This is a genomic window from Paenibacillus sp. KS1 (assembly GCF_001680695.1).
In the GTDB taxonomy this organism is placed as follows: domain Bacteria; phylum Bacillota; class Bacilli; order Paenibacillales; family Paenibacillaceae; genus Paenibacillus_B; species Paenibacillus_B suaedae.
This window is the reverse complement of the sequence record NZ_MAIS01000034.1, coordinates 21,052-46,165: the sequence shown is the minus strand read 5'-3', so window position 1 is coordinate 46,165 and position 25,114 is coordinate 21,052. Positions and strand designations below refer to the sequence as shown.

22 protein-coding genes are annotated in these 25,114 nt (G+C 49.1%); 9 read left to right on the top strand and 13 right to left on the bottom strand.

Annotated features, from left to right (window positions below; translation table 11 throughout):
* Nucleotides 1-91: 91 nt before the first annotated feature.
* The 5 genes from BBG47_RS13405 to BBG47_RS13385 form a co-directional block, all read right to left on the bottom strand.
* The gene (locus tag BBG47_RS13405) at nt 92-1,057 is read right to left on the bottom strand and encodes an acetyl-CoA carboxylase carboxyltransferase subunit alpha (protein WP_065292119.1); all 966 of its coding nucleotides are present in this window, start codon (nt 1,055-1,057) and stop codon (nt 92-94) included.
* Complete coding sequence (gene accD, locus BBG47_RS13400; RefSeq protein ID WP_021252165.1) at nt 1,047-1,928, bottom strand: acetyl-CoA carboxylase, carboxyltransferase subunit beta; 882 nt, start codon at nt 1,926-1,928, stop codon at nt 1,047-1,049. Before accD ends, BBG47_RS13405 begins: the two co-directional genes overlap by 11 nt.
* Before the next feature lie 137 nt (nt 1,929-2,065).
* Complete coding sequence (locus tag BBG47_RS13395) at nt 2,066-2,254, bottom strand: hypothetical protein (protein ID WP_021252166.1); 189 nt, start codon at nt 2,252-2,254, stop codon at nt 2,066-2,068.
* 169 nt (nt 2,255-2,423) lie between these two features.
* Nucleotides 2,424-2,948 carry a phosphatidylglycerophosphatase A family protein gene (locus BBG47_RS13390; RefSeq protein ID WP_065292118.1) on the bottom strand — a complete coding sequence of 175 codons (525 nt, stop codon included), beginning with the start codon at nt 2,946-2,948 and terminating at the stop codon, nt 2,424-2,426.
* 120 nt (nt 2,949-3,068) lie between these two features.
* Nucleotides 3,069-6,779 (bottom strand): DNA polymerase III subunit alpha, encoded by a 3,711-nt coding sequence (locus BBG47_RS13385; RefSeq protein ID WP_065292117.1) that lies wholly within the window; start codon nt 6,777-6,779, stop codon nt 3,069-3,071.
* Between the two features lie 123 nt (nt 6,780-6,902).
* Here BBG47_RS13385 and BBG47_RS13380 point away from each other — a divergent pair, with 123 nt between their 5' ends.
* The 3 genes from BBG47_RS13380 to BBG47_RS13370 all read left to right on the top strand — a co-directional run bounded on the left by BBG47_RS13380 (nt 6,903) and on the right by BBG47_RS13370 (nt 8,258).
* Complete coding sequence (locus BBG47_RS13380) at nt 6,903-7,229, top strand: YtrH family sporulation protein (RefSeq protein WP_028532392.1); 327 nt, start codon at nt 6,903-6,905, stop codon at nt 7,227-7,229.
* 104 nt (nt 7,230-7,333) lie between these two features.
* Nucleotides 7,334-7,828: a sporulation membrane protein YtrI gene (locus tag BBG47_RS13375; RefSeq protein ID WP_021259007.1), complete on the top strand. Its 495-nt coding sequence runs from the start codon at nt 7,334-7,336 to the stop codon at nt 7,826-7,828.
* A 124-nt stretch (nt 7,829-7,952) separates the two neighbouring features.
* Nucleotides 7,953-8,258 (top strand): YtpI family protein, encoded by a 306-nt coding sequence (locus BBG47_RS13370; RefSeq protein WP_021252171.1) that lies wholly within the window; start codon nt 7,953-7,955, stop codon nt 8,256-8,258.
* Between the two features lie 189 nt (nt 8,259-8,447).
* On the opposite strand, the gene BBG47_RS13365 is transcribed toward BBG47_RS13370, so the two are convergent.
* The 5 genes from BBG47_RS13365 to BBG47_RS13345 all read right to left on the bottom strand — a co-directional run bounded on the left by BBG47_RS13365 (nt 8,448) and on the right by BBG47_RS13345 (nt 14,906).
* Entirely contained in the window at nt 8,448-9,782 is a 1,335-nt protein-coding gene (locus tag BBG47_RS13365) for a DRTGG domain-containing protein (RefSeq protein ID WP_065292116.1), read from the bottom strand.
* Between the two features lie 141 nt (nt 9,783-9,923).
* The gene (locus BBG47_RS13360; protein WP_065292115.1) at nt 9,924-12,599 is read right to left on the bottom strand and encodes a YhgE/Pip domain-containing protein; all 2,676 of its coding nucleotides are present in this window, start codon (nt 12,597-12,599) and stop codon (nt 9,924-9,926) included.
* A 296-nt stretch (nt 12,600-12,895) separates the two neighbouring features.
* Nucleotides 12,896-13,201, bottom strand: a complete 306-nt coding sequence (locus BBG47_RS13355) for a hypothetical protein (RefSeq protein ID WP_065292114.1) — start codon at nt 13,199-13,201, stop codon at nt 12,896-12,898.
* A 112-nt stretch (nt 13,202-13,313) separates the two neighbouring features.
* On the bottom strand, nt 13,314-13,649 hold the full coding sequence (locus BBG47_RS13350; protein ID WP_065292135.1) for a YlbF/YmcA family competence regulator: 336 nt from the start codon (nt 13,647-13,649) through the stop codon (nt 13,314-13,316).
* A gap of 78 nt (nt 13,650-13,727) precedes the next feature.
* Nucleotides 13,728-14,906 (bottom strand): DUF445 family protein, encoded by a 1,179-nt coding sequence (locus tag BBG47_RS13345; RefSeq protein WP_065292113.1) that lies wholly within the window; start codon nt 14,904-14,906, stop codon nt 13,728-13,730.
* 152 nt (nt 14,907-15,058) lie between these two features.
* On the opposite strand from BBG47_RS13345, the gene BBG47_RS13340 reads away from it, so the two are divergent.
* The 5 genes from BBG47_RS13340 to BBG47_RS13320 are packed head-to-tail and all read left to right on the top strand — an operon-like array spanning nt 15,059 to nt 21,273.
* A complete protein-coding gene (locus tag BBG47_RS13340; RefSeq protein WP_065292112.1) occupies nt 15,059-16,426 on the top strand; it encodes a YheC/YheD family endospore coat-associated protein in 1,368 nt (455 codons plus the stop codon).
* A gap of 13 nt (nt 16,427-16,439) precedes the next feature.
* Entirely contained in the window at nt 16,440-17,606 is a 1,167-nt protein-coding gene (locus BBG47_RS13335; RefSeq protein ID WP_065292111.1) for a YheC/YheD family endospore coat-associated protein, read from the top strand.
* On the top strand, nt 17,603-18,979 hold the full coding sequence (locus tag BBG47_RS13330; RefSeq protein WP_065292110.1) for a YheC/YheD family endospore coat-associated protein: 1,377 nt from the start codon (nt 17,603-17,605) through the stop codon (nt 18,977-18,979). Before BBG47_RS13335 ends, BBG47_RS13330 begins: the two co-directional genes overlap by 4 nt.
* The gene (locus tag BBG47_RS13325) at nt 18,976-20,082 is read left to right on the top strand and encodes a YheC/YheD family endospore coat-associated protein (protein ID WP_021252180.1); all 1,107 of its coding nucleotides are present in this window, start codon (nt 18,976-18,978) and stop codon (nt 20,080-20,082) included. The genes BBG47_RS13330 and BBG47_RS13325 overlap by 4 nt, the downstream gene beginning before the upstream one ends.
* 24 nt (nt 20,083-20,106) lie before the next feature.
* Complete coding sequence (locus BBG47_RS13320) at nt 20,107-21,273, top strand: YheC/YheD family endospore coat-associated protein (RefSeq protein ID WP_065292109.1); 1,167 nt, start codon at nt 20,107-20,109, stop codon at nt 21,271-21,273.
* A gap of 62 nt (nt 21,274-21,335) precedes the next feature.
* Here the strand turns inward: BBG47_RS13320 and BBG47_RS13315 are convergent, their stop codons facing one another.
* From BBG47_RS13315 to BBG47_RS13305, 3 genes are all read right to left on the bottom strand, one after another.
* Nucleotides 21,336-22,385, bottom strand: coding sequence for a S66 peptidase family protein (locus BBG47_RS13315; RefSeq protein WP_254659818.1), 1,050 nt, complete (start codon nt 22,383-22,385; stop codon nt 21,336-21,338).
* Nucleotides 22,386-22,501: 116 nt separating this feature from the next.
* On the bottom strand, nt 22,502-23,053 hold the full coding sequence (locus BBG47_RS13310) for a delta-aminolevulinic acid dehydratase (RefSeq protein WP_065292108.1): 552 nt from the start codon (nt 23,051-23,053) through the stop codon (nt 22,502-22,504).
* Nucleotides 23,054-23,200: 147 nt separating this feature from the next.
* Nucleotides 23,201-23,911 (bottom strand): HAD family hydrolase, encoded by a 711-nt coding sequence (locus BBG47_RS13305; RefSeq protein WP_065292107.1) that lies wholly within the window; start codon nt 23,909-23,911, stop codon nt 23,201-23,203.
* Between the two features lie 215 nt (nt 23,912-24,126).
* Here BBG47_RS13305 and BBG47_RS13300 point away from each other — a divergent pair, with 215 nt between their 5' ends.
* Entirely contained in the window at nt 24,127-25,107 is a 981-nt protein-coding gene (locus tag BBG47_RS13300) for a YpdA family putative bacillithiol disulfide reductase (RefSeq protein WP_065292106.1), read from the top strand.
* Nucleotides 25,108-25,114: the final 7 nt, after the last annotated feature.

Below are 25,114 nucleotides of genomic sequence, written 5' to 3'. Positions count from 1 at the left end.
TACCAGTGAACGATATTTTAAGTCAATTGACTTATGAAAACCGTGTCATCCCTGTCAGGACGCGGGATTCAGGACACAGACACCACTGAACTTATCCGTGCTGCAGAATGCCGAACTCGCCAATATTGCGAAATTTGTCATATCTATCTTCGCGAAGCTGCTCTGGGGACATCACCATCAGCTCGGTCAGATGACGCCAGAGCGCATCTTTCATGTTGGCAGAGGCCGTTTCAACATCCTTATGCGCACCACCTTGAGGCTCTGGAATGATCTCCTCGATAACATTGAGTTCCTTCAGGTCAGAAGCTGTAATCTTCATCGCTTCTGCTGCTTGGTCGGCTTTGGACGCATCCTTCCAGAGGATAGATGCAGCACCGTTCGGGGAAATGCATGAATAGATTGCATTCTCCAACATAAGAACTCGGTTGCCTACGCCGAGCGCGAGCGCGCCGCCGCTTCCACCTTCACCGATGACGACGCAAATAATTGGCACGCCGAACATGGCCATATCCCGCAAATTGCGTGCAATAGCTTCTGATTGTCCTCGTTCCTCAGCTGTATTGCCTGGATATGCACCCTTCGTATCGATGAAAGTAATGATCGGACGACCGAACTTGTCCGCTTGATGCATGAGCCTAAGTGCCTTACGGAAGCCTTCTGGATGCGGGCTGCCGAAGAATCTTGCAATGTTGTCCTTAGTATCCTTGCCCCGCTGATGTCCGATTACCGTTACCGGCACCCCGTTCAGTCGCGCCAATCCGCCCACAATAGCAAGATCATTGCCGAACAGTCGGTCACCATGAAGCTCAATGAAATCAGTAAATATATGCTGGACAAAATCCAGTGTGGTTGGTCGCTGTTGGTGTCTCGCCAAGTGCATTTTCTGCGATGGGGAGATGCTAGCATAGATCTCTGCCGCTAACTTGGCGTAACGCTCCTCCAACCGGGCGATTTCTTCAGTAAAGTCAATTTGCTTCTCGTCGCCGAACCGTTTTAATTCAGCAATCTTCTGCTTCAACTCCACCAAAGGTTGCTCGAACGGAAGTTCATTCGCCATGAGCTACATCCCCTTTCACCGTATGCAGATCGATAAGTTTCGCCAACGTGGACTTCATGTCCTTGCGCTGCACGACCAGATCGATTTGTCCATGCTTCTGATTGAATTCAGCCGTTTGGAATTCTTCCGGAAGCTTCTGACGAATCGTCTGCTCGATTACGAGACGGCCAGCAAAGCCTACTCTTGCCCCAGGCTCAGCTATAATGATGTCGCCAAGCATAGCGAAGCTTGCAGACACTCCACCCATAGTCGGATCCGTGAATACCGAAATATAGAACCCGCCTGCTTCATGGAATTTCCCAAGCGCTGCACTTGTCTTGGCCATCTGCATCAGACTCAAGATGCTCTCCTGCATTCTTGCGCCGCCAGATGTAGAGAAGATGACTAACGGATATTGTTTCTGCATAGCAGTTTCAATAGCTCGTGTAATTTTTTCTCCTGTTGCCGAACCCATGCTGCCAGTGAAGAAATCGAAGCTCATCACAGCTACGACAACCGGAAATCCTCCAATTGTCCCCTCGCCCGTAATAACAGCTTCATCCATGCCGGATTTCGCTCTTTGCTGTTCCAGCTTGTCCTTATATTCTGGAAAAGCAAGCGGATCTGCGGATACGATATCCGCATCATATTCAAAAAATCGGCCTTCATCCAAAGTCATCTCAATGCGCTCCCTTGCATTCAAGCGCATATGATGCCCGCATTGCGTACATACCTTCAGGTTTTTCTCCAGCTCTTTATGATATTGAATCGAGCCACATTTTGGACATTTATTCATCAAACCTTCGGGTATTTCGCGTCTGGGACGGTCATCGTGTACAGATCCGGACGGCACCGTTGCGTACTTTTTCTTTTGAAATAAGTCTTTAAACACCCGATACACCTCTTTAGGCGTGATTTCTCCAGTTGAAATACAGGACATCATCCTATTTCTTCAAACTAGAGATTGTCCTAACCATAGACAACAAAAATCGGCTGTTTGAACGATAACATCGTCATTCATCAGCCGCATCATGCATGCAAGATCGAATTAAGCACTTCCTGAACCTCTTCAACTTCTCCGGAAGGCACTAGAATTTCAAACTGTTGTTTAGACAGATGGATTGGACGGATCTGAATAAGGAATCCTTCCTCGGTCAGCTTGCGCTGAATTTTATCTGCTAAATTGGCAGTCGGTGCGATGTAGATAACAGTCCACACGCGCGATTGACCCCCCTAACGTTCCAGAAACGGCTCATATAATGCCATTATGATATCATAATTGTCAATTTCATCGCAACAAATTCCAACAGACTTGCTGCAATGCGCTGCCTAATAAGCAATGATGAACCAGCGCCAAGCCTTATCCTATCTCGGCTATTCGTATTCTTTAAGAATTTGCATTCATATCGTCAAGCTTGCAGGCTCCACCCTCGCCATACTGCTGAGCACGCTTATCGTGATGGGCAATTCTAGCTGACGCAGCAGCAGCTAATCCGGCTACAATATCATCTAGGAAAACATGAATTCGCGTACGGTCCGAATTGAGCTGATTAATGATGCCAAGTTTGGCCTTATCCAAGTATCCGAAGCTGGTGAGGCCAATCATTCCATATACGCTCGTAATGCCAAGTGCAAGTGTCTCATCAACACCATACAAGGATTCATCCGTCTCCATAATCGCTTGGAGCGGCTCCGGCAGCAGCTTCTGCTCGGCTAGCAAATCCAATGCAATGCCTGTAATGAGCGTGTATTGAACTTCGCGCTTGCGAGTTACGGCTCGTACGCTGTCCAGACAATCCTCCAGCGTCAACGCTGCATTGTATGGCTGCTGAAGATGGAGCACAATCTCCGCGATGGATTCAAGTGATACGCCGCGCTTAACAAGCCATTGTTCCGCCATATTGAATGTCATGGCGTCCCCTCCCTTCGCCCCTTCAACTTCACCTACCCGTGAATAGGGCGTATGACCACTCTATGCGGGATGATAAGGAATTGTGCTACTTGCGGGAGGAGATTCGATCCCTGACGATTGTTATTTGACGCGTACGGTTCCAGCGCCGAACATTGATTCGATCCGCTTGAACAGATCCGGCGACGGTTTCAGCGAATATGCCTCGCTAAGCGCCCGCAATTGCTGTTCGCGCTCATAGAACAATACAGTCGGCAGCGGCCCGGGCTGCGACTTCAGGAGTTCCTTCAGCTGTTGCAGCAGGTCTGGCCGCTCATGATCGGCTGTAATCTTAATATATACTCGCTGTCGCTGTGGCGGGCGCCCACTCGTTCTGGAGGCAGGAGCTTCGGTTCCCCCACCCTGTGCTGTGTTCCGCATACGAGCTGCAGATGAACTCCTATCCGTCCTATCCGCAGACATGCTGCCCGCATCTCGGTTCATGCCGGCGGCCGCTTCGGCACCACGTTGTAGGTTGAGCGCCGCCTCTCGTTGATTCGGGCTTCGTCCAGACGGTTGTTCGCCGGCCATGCGCGACTGAGAAGCTTGCCCACCACGCGTCTCAGAGGAGCGTCTGCGATGGGCAGCACGCTTCGTCAACGCAGCAATCGCATGGGGCTCAAGCGGTACAACCTCGTCAGCAAGCAGCTTATAGCCTTCATCCTGACGCTGCACCTTCGCCCGCAGCGCAATCAATGCTCCCTTCCCAATCAACGGTTCTGATCGGCGCCACACTTCGGGGAACAGCACCACTTCAGCCCGCTCGATCCGATCCTCAATTTCAATGAATGCCATCGGCTTGCCCTTCTTCGTCATTATCGTTCGAAGCGACACGACCATCCCAGCAACGGTACACTCACTCTCGTCCGGCACCTCATGCAAATCAACAAGCCGATCCGTCTCGGAGGACTCCAGCAGCTGCGCATGGTCATCCAGCGGATGACCGGATAAGTATAATCCAAGCAGCTCGCGCTCCAGCTCCAGCTGCTCTGCCATAGCGAACGGCGGTATATTCGGATAATCGATCGTCCAATTGTTTACTTCGACGAAGCCGAACAATTGAATTTGAAGATCCTCTCTTTCCTTACGCCATTTCGCAGCCGCATCCAAGGCCTCATCCAGCATGGCCAATAGCTGTGCCCGATGACCTGGAAGTGAATCGAATGCCCCCGCTTGAATAAGCGATTCAATGACTCTGCGATTGCACACCCGAAGATCAACTCGCTGACAGAAATCGAGCAAATCTGCAAATGGCTTTTCCTTCCGCTGTTTCAATATGCTTTCTATCGCAAGCGTACCCACATTCTTAATCGCGCCAAGGCCGAAGCGAATTGCGCCATCAACGGGCGTAAAGCGAACATAGCTTTCATTAACATCCGGAGGCGATACCGTTATGCCTATTCTTCGACAATCCTCAATGTACTCTGCAATCTTCCGATGGCTTCCCATATTCGCTGTCAGCATGGACGCCATAAATTCTGTCGGATAGTGAGCCTTCAAATAGGCAGTTTGGAAGGCTAGCACGCCGTATGCAGCTGCGTGAGCCCGTGGGAATCCATAATCAGCGAAGCGAACGATCATATCGTACACCCGATTTGCTTCCACTTCCGTATACCCTTGATTCAGACTGCCTTCTACGAAATGACGCCGCTCTTGATCAAGCACTTCCCGCTTCTTCTTCGAGACCGCGCGCCGCAGCAGATCCGCTTCTCCAAGAGAGAAGCCTGCCATTCTGGAGGCGATATGCATAATCTGCTCTTGATAGACAATAATGCCGTACGTATCCTGCAGGATCGGCTTCAGATCGGGATGGGGATATTCGACAGCTTTCAACCCATGCTTGCTATGAATATAGTTCGGGATGAACTCCATTGGACCCGGACGATACAACGCAAGCACGGATACGATATCTTCAAATACAGATGGCTTCAGTTCTCGCAGAACACGCCGTACGCCGGCTGATTCAAGCTGGAACAACCCTGTCGTATCCCCTCGGCACAACAGTTCATAGGTCGCCTCATCCGCATCATCAATCATGCCTAGATCAAGCGGTTCATCGCCGCGAAGATTGACCCATTCTAAGGTTCGTTCAATAATCGACAATGTTCGCAAGCCGAGGAAATCCATCTTCAGCAAGCCGATCGATTCTAAATTTTCCATCGAGTATTGGGTGAGAGCAATATTCTCGGTCCCTGCCTGCAGGGGGACATAATGCGTCAACGGCTCCTCACTGATGACAACACCTGCTGCATGGGTTGATGCGTGACGCGGCATGCCTTCTACCTTAGACGCCATATCAATAAGCTCGCGTATGCGCGAATCACGTTCTCTCCAACTGCTTAGCTCGCTGCTTGCCCGCAATGCCTTCTCAAGCGTGACTCCGAGTTGATTCGGAATCAGCTTCGCTACCCGATCCGTATCGTTATAAGGCACATTCAATACCCTGCCGACATCCCGCACCGCTGCCCGCGCAGCCATCGTACCGAACGTAATAATCTGCGCCACGCGGTCATGGCCATACTTATTCGCAACATAAGCAATAACCTCATCACGCCGCTCATCGTTGAAGTCAATATCGATATCAGGCATCGTCACACGTTCCGGATTCAAAAATCGCTCGAACAATAAATGATACTTGAGCGGATCGACATTCGTAATCCGCAAGCAGTACGCCACAAGACTACCCGCTGACGAGCCCCGTCCGGGACCTGTCATAATGCCTTGTTCATGGGAGAAGCGAATGAAATCCCACACGATAAGGAAGTAATCAGAGAATCCCATATTATCAATCGTATTCAGCTCATAGACAAGCCTCTCTCTCGCCTCTCGCTGGAAGGCTTCATCCTGCCATTCCGGCAGTGCTTGATAGCGGCTCGTCAGCCCCTCTTCGCACAATTGTCGCACATACTGTCCTGCATTCATGCCTTCAGGGAGCGGATGATAGGCGGGAAGGACATGCCCTCCGAAGTCCAGCGTCACATTGCACTGCTCCGCAATACGAGCCGTATTCGCAACCGCTTCCGGGACATGACGGAACAATGCCGTCATCTCTTCCTGCGACTTAAAGTACATCTGGTCGGTATGCATGCGCATCCGCCCCTCATCCTCAACCGACTTCCCCGTACCTATGCAAATAAGGACATCCTGCATCGCTGCATCTTCCTGCTGCAAATAGTGCACATCATTCGTTGCAACGAGCGGAACGCCCGTCTGCTCACTTAAAGCTATAAGGCCAATGTTAACCTTCTTCTGTTCTGGAAGGCCATGGTCCTGAAGCTCAATATAAAATCCATCACGGAAAATATCCTTATATCGTTCAACCGCGCTGCGCGCTGCCTCTTCATTGCCGTGAAGCACATGCTGCGACACCTCGCCGCCAAGACAGGCGCTTAGCGCGATTATCCCATCTGCGTATTTGCGGAGCGTATCCATATCTACACGGGGCTTATAATGAAATCCCTCCAAGTGCCCTACGGAGCAAATCTTCATCAAGTTGCGATATCCCTGCTCATTCTTCGCCAGCAATATGAAATGATAAATAGGCTGTTCCTTGCGCGATACCTTCTCCTGGAGCGCTCCTGTCGTTACATACGCTTCCACGCCAATAATGGGCTTAATGCCATGCGACATACATGCTTTATAGAAAGGAATGATTCCGTACATCACCCCATGATCCGTGAGGGCTAGCGCCTTCATTCCGCATGCGGCTGCTCGTGCAGCAAGCGCTTCAATACGCGCTGCTCCGTCGAGCAAGCTGTATTCACTATGCACGTGCAAATGCACGAACTGATCCATACCATTCACTCCTTCAACCTGCCATGTTATACGAACATATTTTCGTCTCTTATTGTATCATAATTCCGCCAGCAAGTCCTATACATGTACAAAGGGCAATTCTATGTGAAAAGGGGCGTTACGATGGGTTCATTTCTCTCGAAAGCACTTCTCGATTTTTTCATCGCCTTCGGCATTGTGCTCGGAGGTGCCATACTGGCGGGCATAGGGTCCGTCATCGCTCTTCAACCCCCTTCTGATACGATGCGCCATATTGCGGAGCATCTTAAAATATGGGCAGTCGTAGCTGCTGTAGGTGGAACGATCGACCCGATCCGAGTCATCGAGAGCAACTTCTGGATGGGCAACTTGAATCCAGTATTTAAGCAGCTTATCTTCATTTTCGTATCATTCTTGGGAGCTCACCTCAGCACAGAGCTCATTCACTGGATTTGCCGGGATCGCGTATAACGCAATACGCCACCAATTTCATTCTCATTCCCATCAACCACTTCTTACGCCGGAGTCGCGCATAACATCGCGTAATTAGTCAAGGGAAGGAAGGAGCTTGCACGATGCGCCAGCGTAAAACCCCATTATGGCTCAGCAATCTCGCACTCATCATTGTCGGCAGCGTCATCGGTGCGGGAATCTACCATGCGGTCTATTTGCGTCAATTTAATGAGGTCATGATGATCAATATTGATCTGCGCGATCGCCTTGCCCATTACAAGGCTGAAACGGAAGACTTGCTTCGCTACAAAAATCGGAAAACCATTATTAAAAGCATCGACCTGCACATCTACAAACAGCAGAACGACACTAGCATCCCGCAAGCAGATGAAATGGAGCTGCGACGGCGTTTGCTCAAGGACTTAGCCGTATTGAAGGGACGCAACGTATTCAAAATTGATGAGTACAGTAAGCTTGTGGAAGGGCTATTGTCCCGTAAAATATATCCCGACGTGAATGACAAGGACTACACGGTTCAGCTCCGAACAATGCTCGTCACCGAAGGAGTGCTTCATGTGTGGATTGATGTACATACTTATGTACCAACATCCCCTTAAGGGAATCATCGCTCGCTTAGGCAGCCACTAAATCTTGTAGGACAGCCCCCTGGAATATGGTAATATAAAGGAGTTTAGATTGTAGTCGTTTCCATATTGTCAAAGAAGGAGAGTTGCTTAATCGATGGAAACTATCCAATGGGTGCTCATTATCCTGATTTGTGTGACTTCAGGAATGTCTGTGTATTACAGTTTTCGTTCAAGACGTGAGCAGGCCACAGCGCTTCGTGGCTTGTATGCGGCTAGAATGAATATGTGTATGGGAATTATGCTGCTGCTCATCGCAACGATCCAAATTTTCATGTTCACAGCATCGACAGTTAGAGTCATTGTAGGAGCTGTACTGCTCGTAATCGGATTATTCAATTTGTTCGCTGGGCTGCGCAATCACAGCCATTATCAAGCCATTTATTCCGCAGGTAAAAAATAATCGCCACATCAACAAAATGGGATTGCCTCTCATATGCCGCGTTACAGCAGCAGAGGCAATCCCATTTATTTGCTCTTCGTGAAGTATCCCTATCCATATATGCTCTTTGCGTATTCATTTGGATTAGACAACTAGACATACATTCTCTCTCCGAAACATTAAGTCCCTACTGCGGTGCATAGCTGTACGCTAGTCGTGATCGATCGACTGTGCGGTCATCATTGCTTTGGCGACGAGATGCTCTCCGTGGCGGATGGACAGTTCCAGTTTGCAAAATTTGCGGCTCATCTCGATAAATTCCGGATGCAGCGTAACGATATCCTCGATTTGAAGCGGGCGGACGTAATAAGTTGTCATATTCTCCATAACGTGATCGTAGCTGCGAACGTCCTTCACCGCCCGCAAAGCGGCCTGCGTCATAACGGTGGATAAGATGCCCTCCGATACAGAACCGAATCCATTCACCATCTGCGGTGTGATGACACCACGGAAATAGAGCTGCCCCTTATCGTCCCGCTCTTCCTCGAACCCATTCCATATCAGGTCATCGAACGTCTCCCCGAGATGCGGCTCCTTGCGGGCATCACGCATCGCCTGCAGCACCTGCCGTCTGGTCACTACAGCAATGAGCTTGCGGTTGCGATCGACGATCGGGAGCAGTTCAACGCCCTCCCACACCATCGTATGCGCTGCCGAAGCGAGCGTCGTCTGCAGCGTAGCCGTGATCGGACTCCGCGTATAGAGCTTATCAATGCTCGTGTCTGGTTCAGCCCCCAGTACATCCTTGTATGTAATCATACCAATAACCCTATACCACTCGTCTACGACGGGGAAGCGAGTATGACTTGTCTCATCACGCAGTCGTTGGAAGTCGCTTACTGTGCTGGATGGACGCAGCACAATCATTTTGTCTTTCGCTGTAACGATGTCTTCAACGATCATAATCTTCTTCTTAATTAACCGGTCGAACAGCGCGCGGTTGATCATAGAGCCGACCGTAAATGTATCGTACTTCGAAGAGATAATTGGCAAGTCCAGCGCATCGGCCAGCAGCTTTACCTCTCGACTTGTTCCGAATCCACCCGTTATAAGTACACCTGCTCCATGCTGAAGCGCAAGACGATGAGCATCCTCGCGGTTCCCGACAATGAGCAAGCTCCCTGCATCAATATAACGAGCCATGGCATCCAGCTTCATCGCGCCGATGACGTATTTGTTCAGTGTCTTCATCAGACCGCGGCTTCCGCCAAGAACATGACCGCCTAAAATATCAACAACTTCACCGAATGTCAGCTGTTCGGACATATTGCGCGGCTTCTTCTCTACCCGAACCGTGCCAATACGTTCCTTCGTGACTACGATCCCGATGCTCTCTGCTTCCTTCACGGCACGATAGGCGGTTCCCTCACTAACGCCCATTTCCTTCGCCAGCTTACGAACCGATATTTTCGTCCCCGGCTTCAAACTTTCAATATGCTGCAGCAATTGTTCGTGCTTCGTTAGCGTCGCATCATGGCCATCCATCTGTTACACCCCTATATCCCGAACTGTTGTATTCTGTGCTTAGTTTACCATATATTTATAGGTAACTGCAAAATAAACAAGCTGGCATCTGACGATTCAGATACCAGCTTGTTAGCTAAGCATACGAGGGAATTCACAGCCTTATCCCGCAATCACTGCGGATGAATCTGCTCTCTCCTTTTTCACTAGCTTGCGATAGAACATCTGGAACGACAAGCTGCTTGCTGCCAGTGCGAGTCCAATGTACACCGACAGAAATCCGAGGTTCATCCATACATAGCCCATATCACCTAGTGAGATAACGCCACGGAAAGCCCGTATTGTGTACGTCATCGGAAGCCATGGATGAAGCATTTGGAAAAATGGCGGTGTCAGCTCAATTGGGAACGTTCCTGCCGTTGAAGACAACTGCAGCACGAGCAAAATAATAATGATAAACCGGCCTACATTGCCAAACGTCGTAATGAAAAATTGGATCAAGGCAAAGAAGGTTAAGCTCGTCGTCAAGCATACAAGGAAGAACATCGGTATATTGGTTACAGGCAGATTAATGACCGTCAGTACAACTGTACCGCAGATGATCACTTGCAGAATGCTCTCGACTGTCATAAAGCCAAATTTACTTACCATCCAAGCCATACCAGATGGAGGCCTCCCGCTTGTTTGTTTCAACGGATAGACCATGGAGAACATAAGTGCACCCACGAAGAATCCAAGCGACAAGAAATACGGGGCCATACCAACGCCATACGTTGTGACGTCATGATTATCCAGCTTGTCACTGCCTACCGGAGATGAGATCATCTCATACGTTTTATCGGTCGGGTGCTGCATCGCCTTCTCTGCACCTTCTCTCAGCTTGTCGCGCAGCTCTGCGCCTCCATCTTGCAGTCGCTTCTGACCATCTAAAAGCATCGCAAATCCGTCGTTAATCGAGGCCTTGGCCTTCTCTACCTGATTCAGCATATTACTCATCTTCTGGAACATAACCTTCTGCACATGACTGGCTGCTTCATTCAGCTTCATATCCGCCAAATTATGCAGCATATCACGCGCCATAGGCTCCATCGCATTTACTTTGTCGTCTGCAGCCTTATGCAGCTTCTTCGTAATCTCTGGCGCCAATCGGTTCAACTCATCATTTACTTTATGATGAATGCCGTTAATGACTTTCGGCTCGTATTCCTTCCATTTCTCATCAACAAGCGTATGCAGCGTATCGACTAGCTGCTTCGACTTCTGCTGATACATATTTTCTGCAAGCTCATGCGCCTTGTCTCGCAGTTGAGGAGCCAATTCATTCGCCTTCGCAATCACCATGCGGTTCGCCATGGAGCGTATCTGTGGGAAGACTTCATCGAACTTCTGATCCGCTGCCTCGTGCAGCTTCTTCACAAGCGAACTTCCCACCTTGCTCAGTTCTCTATCCGCAAGCTCCGTTAGATCCTGCTTCACCTTATTCTTGAGCGCCAACAGATTCTCGCCGTTCAGCCGATCCTCAACCTTCGCACGAGCATCCCCTAGCTTCTTCTTCAACTCATCCCACTGCGGTTTCATAGCAGGCGGAATCTGTTCTTCAAAGGGCTTAAGCTTCTCCTCAAGTATTTTCAAATCCTCGTGGATCTTGTTCATCTCATCCTTGCCACGCTGAATTGCGCCGTCAAAGATGGCATCGACCTTCTCATCAATATAGCGATGAATGGAAGAACGAATCGTGCTGTCGAGCTTGCTGTACTCATTATCGATGATGGTATGCATCTTGGCTCGAGCTGCAGGCTCCATCTTCGTTATCGAATCATCAAGCTCCTTGCTGATCTTCGCCAGTACATTGTTCAAGTTCGCCTCATATGCACGATCAATTTCTTTATGCATATTCTCCCGAATTTGCTCACCATACTTGTTAGCTTGCAGATCAATTTGTTCATGTACTTTTTCCTTAGCCGGCATAGAATTGGTGCGAACAAGCTCGTCAATTTTGATATGCAGCGAATCGTGCACGATATCATAATATTTATCAGATTGCGTATCTATTTCACGATGAATCTTATCCATCATCTTCGGTTTATTGCTGCGGATCGCTTCATCGATTTCCTTATGAATCATCTGATCAAGCTTCTCTTTGTTCTCCTCCAAGGCACGTTCCACCATCGTTCCAGCCTGAGAGGTCTTCGAATCGACCGCCGCATTCAATTCATCGCGGAACCTCTCAATCCCCTCACCTAGCTGGCCTAAGCCTTGCTCAATCTGACTCGCACCTTCACTAGCAGCATTCAATCCATCCGCTACTTTATCAATCGCATTGAACATTTGCTCAACATACGTTTCCGTTACCTTTTGCGACAATTCTGCCTTGATGTTCTGCACTACTTTATCTGAGATCTGTCCCGAAATAAAGTTATAACTGCTGTTCTCTGTGTATATCAGGTTCATCGGCTGCGGGTGCGGATCAAGGATCGTCGTTGCATTATGCGACATTTGTTCAGGGATGCGGATCATCAAGTAGAACTTGTTCTCGCTTAATCCCCGTTCCGCTTCCTGCCTGCTTACAAAATGAAACTCTACCTTCTCATTATCGCGCAGCTTCTCGATCAGCTCTCTGCCGATGGCAATCTCTTTCCCTTCGTACATCACCGGTCGATCCTCGTTGACGACAGCGACAGGCATATGCTTGACATTGCTATAAGGATCCCAATTCGCAACCAGATATACGCCGCAATACAGCAGCGGGATAATGAGCAGACCCAAAACGGGTACAAGCACATCTTTGGTACGGATATTCGCCACGAATTCCGACCAGAAAAAACGAATACTATGCACGCTGTCACCTCCTTATTGACCGAATGACCATTTTATTAATACGGTTCTAATTTGACAGATGTGAGTATTATATCTTAGCCTTTTTCAAATTTCAATTTTTAAATTTTCTCCCAACGAAACCCATTTCCCATGACAAATATTCCAAATGCCAACTCAAAAAAAACAATGCTGTTCCCAACGCTTCAGCGATGCTTCTCCTGCCCCACAATGTCACAATTATGACCGTAATCAGCGGTTCAGAACCAAAAAAATAGAGCCTCTCCTAATGGAGAGACTCTATTCCTCAGCTATTGTGCTTACTTCAACCTGGCTGGCTGCCGCTTCATACGCTCTTCAAGGCGTCTATATTTCTCACGCTTAATCTTCTGCAAACGCTGTTCCGTCTCCTCATCCACCCGCAGCAAGCGGTGCAAATGAGCAGCAACAATCAACAATGCAAACGCAATCCATACAACGCCGAACGTCGAAGCTGCTGTCCAGCCATCCTTGAAGCTCAATGTAGGCAATACATAAATCAGCATCGCTACAACCAGAATGATGGATATGACATGCTTCCAGTTATTCCGTGGCTTCACAATAGCCGTATGACGTTCCGTTTTCATCCCGTTACGCTCCTTACTTGAGACGAGCCGTGACTCTGAAGCATCATCTCTATTCTTGTCCTATACTAGAGCGTATGCCGGTTATATGAATCCCATGACTTCTTTCTTGTCCTTATTGATACAGGTGGCCTAGCGATTCGGAGACGATCTTGTTCACATCTTGAATGACAACGGCAAGGCGGCGTTCAGCATCGAACAGCTTCGCAATATCTGCATTCATGCTGATCACTTGGAACAATTTCTCCATCTTTTCCATCTCTTCTTGATCTGGCATTTCACCTGTCATCATCTTTTGCTGCATATTCATCTGACGTGCACGGAAATCATCAAGCATCTGCTTGCCTTCAGGGTTCGCATCCACTGCTTTCATTGCTTCTTCTACAGCTTTGGCCTCTTCAGAGGACTGCAATGCACGTGCTAAGTCGTGCGCTTTGTCGTATACGCTCATCATTCATTACCTCCCGCAAAAAATACAATCTTCAGCATATCATAGTTCCATATTACTGTCCTCATCCAAATATGACGTTTATCCGACAGCTAATAGAACAAAAGCCTGCACCAATCCAATAATGCCCCCAAGCAAAGCCCCCAGCCATGTAATTGCTCGGAACTCCTTGCCCGACACACTTAAAATGATCGTCTCCAGACGTTCAATCGGGAATTGCTCCACCTGAGTGCGTACCACTTCCTGCAAACGGGCTGCGCGAACAATAGCGTCCAGATTGCGATCCAAGAGCGCAATTGCTGCCTCTACAGCTCGTGGAATATAACCACTCCACACTGCTTCATACTTGCCAACCAGATGCGCCGGCTGAATCTCGCCAAGTCGATCAATCCGCTTCGGCCACTGAATCATCGCAGCGGCTTGGCTCACAATATAATCAAGGGAATTCGTCTCTTCGGGTATATCCGTCCACGATCGAACAATCTGAGCAGGTGTCTCTTGTAGCCATTCACCAAGTTTCGATAAAATGAAACCTGCAACGGCCGCGCGAACTTTAGGCGAGCGAAGCTGTTCGACGAGCACAGGCATCATCTTGGTTACGAGCTTATCCTCATCCACAAATATCGCTGCCATAGCGCCAAAGAAACCTGAGGCACGATCAATGACATCCTTCGCCAGCTTCGTCATGAGCAGTTGTCCCTGCAACGAGGTCAATTCCTTCTCCAACGATGACAGCATCACAGCTGCGGCTTTGTCTGCCCATTTCGCAGATGACTGCTCCCACCCTTCAGGAAGCCATTCAACCAGAGGGCGCTCATCCCAGCCTTTCCCCTCGAGCCACTTCTTAACCCCATTTGCCGTCCATTCCTGCAATCGATGCGCAGATTGATCCCGAATCTCATCCCATTCCTTATCCGGAAACAACTTGACCGCCCACTCTTTGACCGTTCTGTCATCTTCCGACCAATTCTGAGTCATGCGCAGAACCGTTTCTGTCGCCTTCTCACGAGTATCGGGCCTATTCAGCATCGTACGGAGCCCATCACTTGTAACTAAATATTCGGCTACAACATCACCGAAAGAAGCGGCAATATCCTCTCTGCGCTTCGGAATAAGTCCTGGTGTAAATGGTATGCGCCAGCGGCCAATATACATGGCTTTGCGCGGATGAAAAAGCATTTTGATCGCAAAATGGTTGGTAACCCCACCTACGATAGCAGCAACGACAACACTAAAACTGATAAACAGCCATACCGGCATGTCTATTCCCCCTTTTTATTTCCTTCAATAGGTCAATCACCAAGGGAAATATGTCCTCATATGATGAATTAACGTATACGGTCTATCTGTATCGACCCATGCAGATGGGATCGTATGAATGACTGCAAGTTGTTGTTGGAAGGAGAACCTCCATGTCTAAATCAAAAGTGACGCTCCAGTTGATCAGCTCCAGCCTCTTGCAAGACGATGTGCTCATGTTGGGAGAGGCTTATGTCAAGCTGTGGAAGGTTCCTGTCAACCAGCCGCTGACTCTGAAGTTCGGTTCCTTCAAGCAGCGCGTGACAGTAATATCCGTCTCCCGCTTCGACGGGCTACGAATGAATCACTCACTTGCACGAAAGATGGGGCTGACGAACGGCCAGTCACTGCGTGCGGCCTTCAAGACATCGAGCCAAATCTTGAGCCTTGGACCGCTTATTGGTGTATTAGTAAGCCGTGATTATCCGAGCATGCCGGATAAGCCATTCGGTTCTATTACCTCTTTCTGCAAGGAATTGGTCGATGCATGCCAGCTCCAAGGAGCATGGGTATGCTTCTTCACACCCGATCATATCCAAGACCTCCACAATGTCAAAGCGTGGGTCAATACCAATGGTAGCTGGCAACGAGTTACGATGCCGATACCGGATATTATCAACAACCGATTGACGTCACGCAAGCTGGAGAACAAACCTAGCGTACAGCATTTTATGAAAGAAGTAAAATCCCGATATCAGTCCGTTGTCTTCAATGAAAAATTCTTGGATAAAACAGAAGTGTTCGAAGCACTCAGACCTCATGCAGAGCTATCCAAGTATTTGCCGGAGTCTTACTCGCTCCGTACCTTCTCCACCTTAAAAAGCATGTGCAGCCGTTATACCACTGTGTTCTTAAAGCCCGCACGCGGCAGCCTTGGCAAAGGCATTATTCGCATCACTCGGCTCCCGGATCACAGTTATCAAGCCTTATATTCCACCTTAAACGGAACAAAACGGCAGCAGTTTAGCAGTCTTACTAAGGTCTTCTCCAGCCTATCTGGCAAGTTGAAGACGAACCACTACCAAATTCAGCAGGGACTGACACTGATCGATCACAGCAAGCGTCCCGTGGATTTCCGAGCACTCGTCCAGAAGAACGCTTCCGGCAAATGGACGATCACTTCGATCGTCGCCCGCATAGCGAGCAATCAGCACTTTGTATCCAACCTGGCACGCGGCGGCTCACTCAGTACCGTGAAGGAAGCCATATTCCGCACGAACCTGCCTTCTTCGGTGAAGAATGATGTAAGTGCACGGCTGAGGCGAGCTGCACTTGACATCGCTCAAGGTGTAGACACTTATATTCCCGCTCATTTCGGTGAGCTCGGCATCGATCTTGCTGTAGATAACTCGGGGAAGGTCTGGCTCCTCGAGGTCAATTCCAAACCATCCAAGAACGACAACACACCTTTAGGTGATCGAAAAATACGGCCCTCTGTGCGCAAAATCGTGGATTACTCTCGATTTCTAACCGGGATCTAAGGAGGTGGCAGCAATGAACATGTCAGAACCTTCTGCGCTGACGCTTGGCGTTCTGCAATGTGAAGGCACAGGAACGCTGCCATTCGCGGAAGCGGACTACTGCCGCAAACTTTGCATTGCCGGTCGCAAGCACGGTATCCGTGTTATCGTGTTCTCCCCGTTATGGATACATTGGGGTGACTGCACCGTTCATGCATTTGTATATGGGAAGTCCGGATGGGAACAGCGTACCTCCCCCCTTCCTCGGCTCGCTTATGACAGATGCTCCTACAGCAATCCGCAGCAATACCGTAAAACACAAGCTGCCATCATCCGTATGAAGCAGTTGGCGAATGTCACGCTTCTCGGCATCGGCTTACGAGGAAAATGGGATATCTATCGTTCAATGCGCAAGGATTCATCCCTGTCCCCCATACTGCCTCCCACTCGGTTGTTCGCAGGCATCTCCAGTCTCGCTGCTCTGTTGAATCGTTATCATGGCGGCCTATTTCTGAAGCCACATGGCGGCACTCATGGAAAGTCTACACTTCATGTACGCTACCGCGACAACGATAAGGAGAAGACTGATTCGATATCAGCTGCTCTTCCCGGCACTTTGGAGCTTCGTGGAAGGGACGACGATAATCATCCCATACAACACAGCTTCTCCCGGCCTCAGGAAGGATTCGCTTGGATCGAACAATTTGTCGGCAAGCGCAGATTTGTCATACAACCCTATTTATCATTGGTTACCCAAGAAGGAGAGCCGTTCGATGTCCGTGTTCTTATGCAAAAAAACGGAAACGGCCGTTGGGTTCTAACCGGTATGGCAGCAAGGGTAGGCCAGCCTGACAGCGTCACATCTAATCTGCACGGAGGCGGTCGCGCCGTCTCGGTCATACCATTCTTGGAAAGCCAATTCGAACCGAATCATGTTCATCGGCTTATAGAACAATTGAGTACGTACAGCGAATACATTCCACCGCTTCTGGAAGCCCAATATGGGCGAATATGCGAGATCGGCCTCGACTACGGGATTGACCGCAAGGCTCGCCCTTGGCTGCTCGAGGTCAATTCCAAACCTGGCAGATCCGTATTCAGACACACCGGAGAATACGAAGCTGCCCTGCAATCAGTGGAAAATCCCATCTTGTACGCACGCCATGTGTTGGTTCGGTACCTTAGGAGGGTCAGTTCATGAGTTTGACGGTATGCAACGTCCATTTGACGCCAAATTCCGAAAAAATTTTATATGTATCCAACTCCTTATTAAAACAGCTCAAACTTGCCGGCAAAAGATCGGTACGGCTCAGGCTCGGAAAGACGATCATTCCAGCTTCAGTCAGACCGATCCAGAAGCCCGGCAAGCATCTCTATGTAACGGCAGGATTACGGTCAGCCGTACGAGTCCCTAAATCTGGATCTGTATTTCTATTGAACGAAACTGAAGGCGACATTCACATCGGCCCTCTCATTGGCATAATGTCTGAAGGAACGTCCCGCTCATCTTCAGCCCCCTTCGGCAGCCGTACCGGGTTTATTAGGCAGATCCTTCGCACTGGCAATAAGAAGGCATACGTGTTCGCATTCTCTCCCCGCGACATTAATTGGAATAACGATACGGTGCTTGGCTATTTTCTTGGCCCTTCGGGAGGCTGGATAAGGCGAACCGTACCGCTGCCTGATGTCGTATACAACCGTTTGCCTAGCAGACGCGCCGAAACATCCGGCTCTTACAATACGCTTCGTGAACGGTTCATACGCAAAAAAATCCCGTTCTTCAACTGGAGCTTCTTCAATAAATCGGATGTATATGCACTGCTCAAGAATGAATCAGAAGCCAATCAGTATGTTCCTGAATCCGTCATGAATCCTTCATCGGACACGATCCGAACCATGCTGGAACGACATCAGTTTGCCTATTATAAGCCTTCTGGCGGCAGTCTTGGCATCGGTATCTATCGGCTGACCTACTTGCCGAAGAAGGGGTTCTTCGCCCGGTATACTTCAAATGGCAAGAACGTACTCCTTCGCTTCCGCACCTTCTCCAGTCTGATGCGCATGCTCGAAGCGAGACATGGACGCAGCCTGCGCAATTATGTCATTCAACAGGGCGTCCGCCTGATCGAGATTGACGGATGTCCAATTGATTTCCGTTTCCATATGCATAAGAACGGAGAAAACAAGTGGGCGGTGGTGGGCATAGGCGCCAAGAAGGCCGGCAAAGGCAGTGTAACTACTCACGTGAAAAATGGCGGCAGACTCATGACTCCTTCCCAGGCACTTCAACGTGCATTCGGAGAACGTTCAGACGAAGTGCTCGACAAGGCGAGGAAGATCGCCATCCAGTTGGCAGAAGCAATTGAGCGCAATCATCCGCATTTGATCGGAGAGCTCGGCTTCGATATTGGGATTGACCGTGATGAGCAGGTCTGGATGTTCGAGGCAAATGCGAAGCCGGGACGCTCGATATTCAAGCACCCTTCCCTTAAGAATGAAGGGCAAGCTTCCATTGAACATATTTTGGATCACTGCCTGTACCTAAGCAAATTCCGCAGGGGGGAGATCACGTGAGTGGGAACGAGCAAACGACACAAACACCTGTCATTGCAATACTAACGATGGATGATGACAGAGAGTACTTCCGCGGCAACCGAGATAATTTTGCCGATATTATCAAAAAGGGCCGAGAAATGGGGTTTACTGTTTTTCTTCTAACAGTTCGGGATTTGAAGCTTCACGCGAAGCGTGTCATCGGTTATTCCTATGAGAATAATGTGTGGAAGCAGGAGTGGTTCCCGCTTCCGCACGTTATCTATAATCGCATCCCCCTTCGTGAGGATGAAAGTCTTCCAGCGGTTCGCAGCAAGATTAAAGAGGTGCTCGCACATCCTTCGATCAAGTTGTTCAACCCATACTTTTTCAATAAATGGCACTTATTCGAATGGCTTAAAAAATCAAAAATTACGAAAAAGTATATCCCTTCAACCAGACGGCTGAAAACCTCGGCCGCATTAGGTAAAATGCTGCATAAACATCCTTACTTGTTCTTGAAGCCGGAATCCGGCAAAGCAGGCGCAGGGATTATGACTCTTCGCGTGAATCATACCAAGGCACTCAAGTACCGTCTGAAGATCCAGGAAAAAAAGAAGAGCGTATCGTATAAATGCGCTACGATCTCGAAGCTATGGAGCCGTATCCGTAAGGAAGCCGGCGCCCACGACTATATTGTGCAACAAGGCATCCCACTTGCAGCCAGCAATCGTCGCCCCTTCGATCTTCGTGTCCTGATTCAGAAGAACGGCCGGGGACAATGGGAGGTTACAGGCGTGGGCGCACGTGTCGCAGGTACAATGAGCATTACGACACATGTACCCCGCGGCGGTAGTATAGACGACCCGGAGAAACTCTTAATCTCTGTGTTCGGTAATGAGCAATCTAAGCGCATCATGATTCGTGCCAGACATGCTTCGCTGATTATCGCAAGACAGATCGAGCGTGCATCCGGGCATCTACATGGAGAGATGTCTATGGATTTAGGTGTCGATGCTGGCGGAAGCATTTGGTTCTTCGAAGCAAATGCCAAACCGATGAAGTTCGATGAGCCTCATATCCGCCAACGTTCGCTCGAGCGTATATTTCAATACTGCCAATATCTTGCCAAATTAGGCGGATAAGGGACGGGAAGAAGGTGATACAGCTTGAGTCAACCGACACTCGGTATATTGACGCTATACTTGAATGAACGAAAGCATCTAGAAGAGCGCCTCATCTATCAGCGCATGATCACAGCCGGCAAAAAAATAGGACTCGACGTGTATGTGTTCACTCCACAGGATGTTGATGACCAACATCGACGCATTCACGCGATGTGTTATCATCCAGAAACGAGGCGCTGGACACGGAAATGGACGCGTTTTCCGAATATGATATTTGATCGATGCCGTCTCCAAAACAGCCATCGCTTCACTCAGCTTCGCCGATTCCGCAGCAAGTACAATCACCTGCTGTTCTTAAATCGGCCGCTGCGCAACAAATGGACGATTCACCAGGTGCTGTCGACTGTCCCTTCGGTCAAGGGGCACTTGCCAACTACCCGCTTATATCAGTCCATGCAGGATCTGCAGAGTATGCTGCGCTCTCATTCCTTAATCTATTTGAAGCCGATAAACGGTACAGGTGGAAGGGGCATTATGCGTATCGAGCGTTCGTCTCTCAATCCCACCACCGTATTCGTACAAGGGCGTGATCATCAGCGTCGGATTATTCGTCCGCAGAAGCTCACGATTGGCCAACTAGCAAGGAAACTGGCTGCCTGGAGAGCTAGAGACCGTTATCTCGTCCAGCAAGGGATTGCGCTGAAGCTGCCGAACGGACGCGTGCATGATTATCGCATGCTCGTGCAAAAAAATGGCGAAGGCAAATGGGAAGTGACAGGCTGTGCAGGTCGGGTTGGAGCAAATAAAAGCATCACTTCCAACCTGCATGGCGGTGGAGAGGCGGTTCGGATGGATGAACTGCTCCGCAGATGGATAGGCGATGAGCATCGAATTGCAGAAGTGAAGGATGACGCAGAGAGGATCAGTCTCGAGATCGCACAGTTCCTAGAAGAGAAATATGGGGCCTTATGTGAATTGGCACTGGATCTCGCGATCGACCGCAAGGGGCATGTATGGCTGCTCGAAGTAAATCCGAAGCCTGCACGGGAAGTGTTCCATCGAATCGGGGATCGAGATACTTATCGGAATGCAATCGCACGGCCAATGGAATATGCATCATGGCTATATCGCCAGAAGGGGAAGCGTCAAGGCGATGCGGCGATCTCTATTGTTGAAGGAGCACTCTCATCCGGTAAAGACCAGAAATGACATAATAGCGCTCAACCCACACCACGCGTACCTAAGGATACGATGATGTGGGTTGTTCGCATCTAGTCACGAAATGGACTTTCAAGAAGCACAACCTCATTCGTATGAGGGCGAAGTTCCACTCTTCCGCCTAATGGCAGGATAAGCTTCGGATCCGTATGGCCGAAGTCGAAGTTCACAACAATCGGCAGATCTCCGGCACCGAATTCCTCTTTTACAATATTGACGATAATGTCGTACAATTGTTTATTTTCTCCCTCACTATAGTCTTTGGCTCTACCGAACACGATCCCCTTCGCCTTCTCATACACACCCTGCATCCCATAGTTGCGCAGCATGTAGCCTACATGCATCGGTGAAGGCTTCTCCTCAGAAGTTTCGAAGCAGAGAATCTTATTGTCCCAGAACGATGGATCAGGCCAGTACGCTGTCGATTTCATAAATTCCAGTACTTCAATACAGCCGCCCCATACTTCACCCTGCTGGGCAGAACTTCCTTGCAAAAATGTCCATCCATTCTCATTCGAGTAAAACTCCTGGCACTCTCCAAGCGTATCGAGATTGCCCCAATCCTTGTATCCGTTGGTCCACCGACGATATGGGACATAGTTGTATGGAAATTGATCCGAGAAGAAGAAATCACGAAGATGCTCCGAATACGCTTCAGGCAGATGCTGCAATTGGGCTATCCCCGCCAAAATCGATGGACCGTAGAAGGTGATCATTCCGAGCTGGTTCAAGTAGGAGAGGAACGTCGTTGCATCGGAAAATCCCATAATGAACTTTGGATTGTTCATTATGATTTCCGTATTCAAATAAGGCAATATTCGAATCGATTCATAACCGCCAATGGAACAAATGATGCCATCGATGCTCGAATCACCGAAGCATTGGTTGATATCCTGCGCTCGCAGCTCAGGATGACGATACAGTTCAGTCGGCTCCATCCTAGCTGTCGGCATTTCGACTATGTCAAATCCGAACATCTCCCGCAGATTGCTCAGCCCGAGCTCGAAGGTTTCTGGAAATAAGTATGGGAGTCCACTCGATGGAGATATCACCGCAAGTTTCGAGCCTTGCTTCAATCTTTTAGGTTTCATCATACGAATCATTGCATCTGCCTCCCTAAAGTTTCCATCCATCTTACCCCTACTCACCACTTGGGTCAACCCTATTTATGCTCACATACATGGCAAAGATGCCGCACAAGTGTGCGGCATCTCCTCTCTTACTTCGTATACAGTTGATACATCATCGTATCTTCGTCCGCGGCACGAGCGAGTTCATAAGCCTGCTGAACGCTTCGTTTGTTCTGGATCAGTTCATAACAGAAACGGGTGACAAACATCAACGTACTGTTCCCATATGGATAATCATCAGGTCCGATATAAGTCTGGCAGCCGCCATCCAAGAATGCCTCAGCCATCTCCTTATTGCCCAAATCACATCCGTTGCAGACGACTGTCCGGCCACCGAGCTTGGCAAATTGCCGAACTGCCTCGCTTCCGAAATCACCGTGCGGCTCCCCTTCCTCATATGCCTCGTGCCCAATCTCAGGCATCACGAAGCGGCCCTCGTCCCCGTGAAAGTTCAAAATGACGAGATCCGTATTAGGGAACAGATCCTTGCCGGACAATACATCGATAAAGTCATTCGGTCTTCCTACCCAATACATAAATACCCTTGCCCCAAAGTACTCCAAGGTAGCTCGAAGCGCTTGCGTCTCCATATCACAATCCGGTCCACATACGATAGCAACATCCATCTCAGGTTTACTCATTCCAATCAGCCTCCACATGTTTTAAGTTGTTACGCGCGTACGCATTTGTCCAACTACTATAAACGATGGAGGCGGTCTGGCCCACCACGGTACATGCTTACGTTACTTCTTCATTATTGTCTTCCCTTCAGTGATTATTAATCGTTGTTATTGTTCCGATGAAGCATACAATTCCAGCAGCTCATCGAAGTTATGGATAAGAACGTCCGAGCCCTTCAATTCTTCGTCCGCACCGAAACCTGCATATTGACAGCCGATAACCGTTTGTCCATTTCCTTTGCCGGCCTCCACGTCTGAAGAGCGATCTCCAACCATCCATGCTGAGGAGATACCATGCTCCTTCAACAGAAGCTCTACAAGCTCCACCTTCGTCGAAGTCTGCCGTCCTCCAGCACTATACAGCTCCGTGAATAGCTCGGTCAATCCGTGCGCAGCAGCTACACCTTGCACATATTCTTCCAACCCATTACTTGCCACAAACAACTTTACACCAGCTTCTCGCAATTTGGCAAGTGTTTCCACCACTTGCGGGTACAGCTCTGTTCCACCCTCTTGCAAGCCCTTCAACTCATATTCGAGCAGCAGATCATCCGCGCGCAGTCTTGCCTCTTCGCTGGACTCTGGCATAACACGCTCCCAAATATCTGCTAGCAGCATACCAAGAGAGCTTAAGATACGCTCCTCCGGCGGGGTTGGCCCTTCGAACAGTCCCTCATTGCGAAGCTGGTCAAATGTTCTGTGGTAGGCTGGAATCAACAGTGTCTCTGTCTTGAACAGCGTTCCATCCATATCAAAAATCATCGCCTCCGGGCGCTTCAAAGTGCTCGCAGCTCGAGATACGTCAGAATATGTAGTCATTATTTCCCCTCCAATTCTATGGTTGTCATTGCACAGACTATACATCATTGTACACAACATCGATCGTCGAATCATTAGTAATATTGTAAATGTTTTGTAATCAATATGTCAGGATGAGGATAGCCATTTCCTTTCACGTTCGATATGATAAGGATGTTGAATATACTAGGCACTGGATTACACAGCAACCAACTAGTCATACGGAGGCGAATCAATTGGAACAGGCGATCATCATCGGCGCGGGTCCATGTGGACTGTCCGCTGCTATAGAATTACAACGGATTGGTATGAATCCGCTCATCATTGAGAAGCACTGTGTTGTGAACTCAATATATCGTTATCCTACCCATTTGCAATTTTTCAGTACACCGGAAATGCTAGAAATCGGCGGCATGCCATTCGCCAGCCCGCACGACAAGCCTTACCGGGATGAAGCACTTGTCTACTACCGCAAAGTTGCGGAGCGATATGAGCTGCGAATTCGATCTTATGAAGAAGTGAAGCATGTTTACAAAGAAGAGGATGGCACGTTCACCGTTCATTCTACGACACGCAGCGGCTTATCCAGCTCGCACCGCGCGCGTTATGTAGTCATTGCAACAGGGTATTTTGATCATCCGAACATGCTTGGGATCCCAGGGGAGACACTTCCGCATGTTTCGCACTATTTCCAAGAAGCTCACCCTTATGCCGGAATGAATGTTGTTATTATTGGCGGCAACAATTCAGCCGTTGATGCTGCACTTGAACTTATGCGAGTTGGAGCTAAGGTGACGGTTGTATACCGCGGTGATGAGTTAACTGCTCATATTAAGCCATGGGTACGTCCCATTTTCGAGAGTATGATCGCGAAGGGACATATTGACATGCACTATCATTCTCGGGTCGTACGCATCGAACCTGATAAGGTTCATATTGAGCGTAATGAGGGGGGCACGGATGTCATCGAAAGCGACTTCGTCCTCGCCTTGACCGGATTCAGACCGGATCGAACGATGCTGACTGCTAGCGGAATTGAGCTGCAGAGCGATCGCGAGAAACCGGTATTCGATCCTGATACGATGGAGACGAATGTCCCTGGATTGTATGTAGCTGGAGTCATCTCATCAGGCCGGGATGCCAATGAGATATTTATAGAGTCTGGCCGCCATCATGGTAAGCTGATTGCGAATCATTTGGAGCAGCAATCCCGTTAAGAGCAGC

Excerpts from the sequence above, each read along its gene's own strand:
- BBG47_RS13310 (WP_065292108.1), bottom strand. The coding sequence starts at position 23,053 with ATGAGTAAACCTGAGATGGATGTTGCTATCGTATGTGGACCGGATTGT.
- BBG47_RS13305 (WP_065292107.1), bottom strand. The coding sequence starts at position 23,911 with ATGACTACATATTCTGACGTATCTCGAGCTGCGAGCACTTTGAAGCGC.
- BBG47_RS13380 (WP_028532392.1), top strand. The coding sequence starts at position 6,903 with ATGGGTTCATTTCTCTCGAAAGCACTTCTCGATTTTTTCATCGCCTTC.
- BBG47_RS13365 (WP_065292116.1), bottom strand. The coding sequence starts at position 9,782 with ATGGATGGCCATGATGCGACGCTAACGAAGCACGAACAATTGCTGCAG.
- BBG47_RS13335 (WP_065292111.1), top strand. The coding sequence starts at position 16,440 with ATGAACATGTCAGAACCTTCTGCGCTGACGCTTGGCGTTCTGCAATGT.
- BBG47_RS13350 (WP_065292135.1), bottom strand. The coding sequence starts at position 13,649 with ATGAGCGTATACGACAAAGCGCACGACTTAGCACGTGCATTGCAGTCC.
- BBG47_RS13405 (WP_065292119.1), bottom strand. The coding sequence starts at position 1,057 with ATGGCGAATGAACTTCCGTTCGAGCAACCTTTGGTGGAGTTGAAGCAG.
- BBG47_RS13345 (WP_065292113.1), bottom strand. The coding sequence starts at position 14,906 with ATGCCGGTATGGCTGTTTATCAGTTTTAGTGTTGTCGTTGCTGCTATC.
- BBG47_RS13330 (WP_065292110.1), top strand. The coding sequence starts at position 17,603 with ATGAGTTTGACGGTATGCAACGTCCATTTGACGCCAAATTCCGAAAAA.
- BBG47_RS13370 (WP_021252171.1), top strand. The coding sequence starts at position 7,953 with ATGGAAACTATCCAATGGGTGCTCATTATCCTGATTTGTGTGACTTCA.
- BBG47_RS13355 (WP_065292114.1), bottom strand. The coding sequence starts at position 13,201 with ATGAAAACGGAACGTCATACGGCTATTGTGAAGCCACGGAATAACTGG.
- BBG47_RS13385 (WP_065292117.1), bottom strand. The coding sequence starts at position 6,779 with ATGGATCAGTTCGTGCATTTGCACGTGCATAGTGAATACAGCTTGCTC.
- BBG47_RS13390 (WP_065292118.1), bottom strand. The coding sequence starts at position 2,948 with ATGACATTCAATATGGCGGAACAATGGCTTGTTAAGCGCGGCGTATCA.
- BBG47_RS13375 (WP_021259007.1), top strand. The coding sequence starts at position 7,334 with ATGCGCCAGCGTAAAACCCCATTATGGCTCAGCAATCTCGCACTCATC.
- BBG47_RS13315 (WP_254659818.1), bottom strand. The coding sequence starts at position 22,385 with ATGATTCGTATGATGAAACCTAAAAGATTGAAGCAAGGCTCGAAACTT.
- BBG47_RS13340 (WP_065292112.1), top strand. The coding sequence starts at position 15,059 with ATGTCTAAATCAAAAGTGACGCTCCAGTTGATCAGCTCCAGCCTCTTG.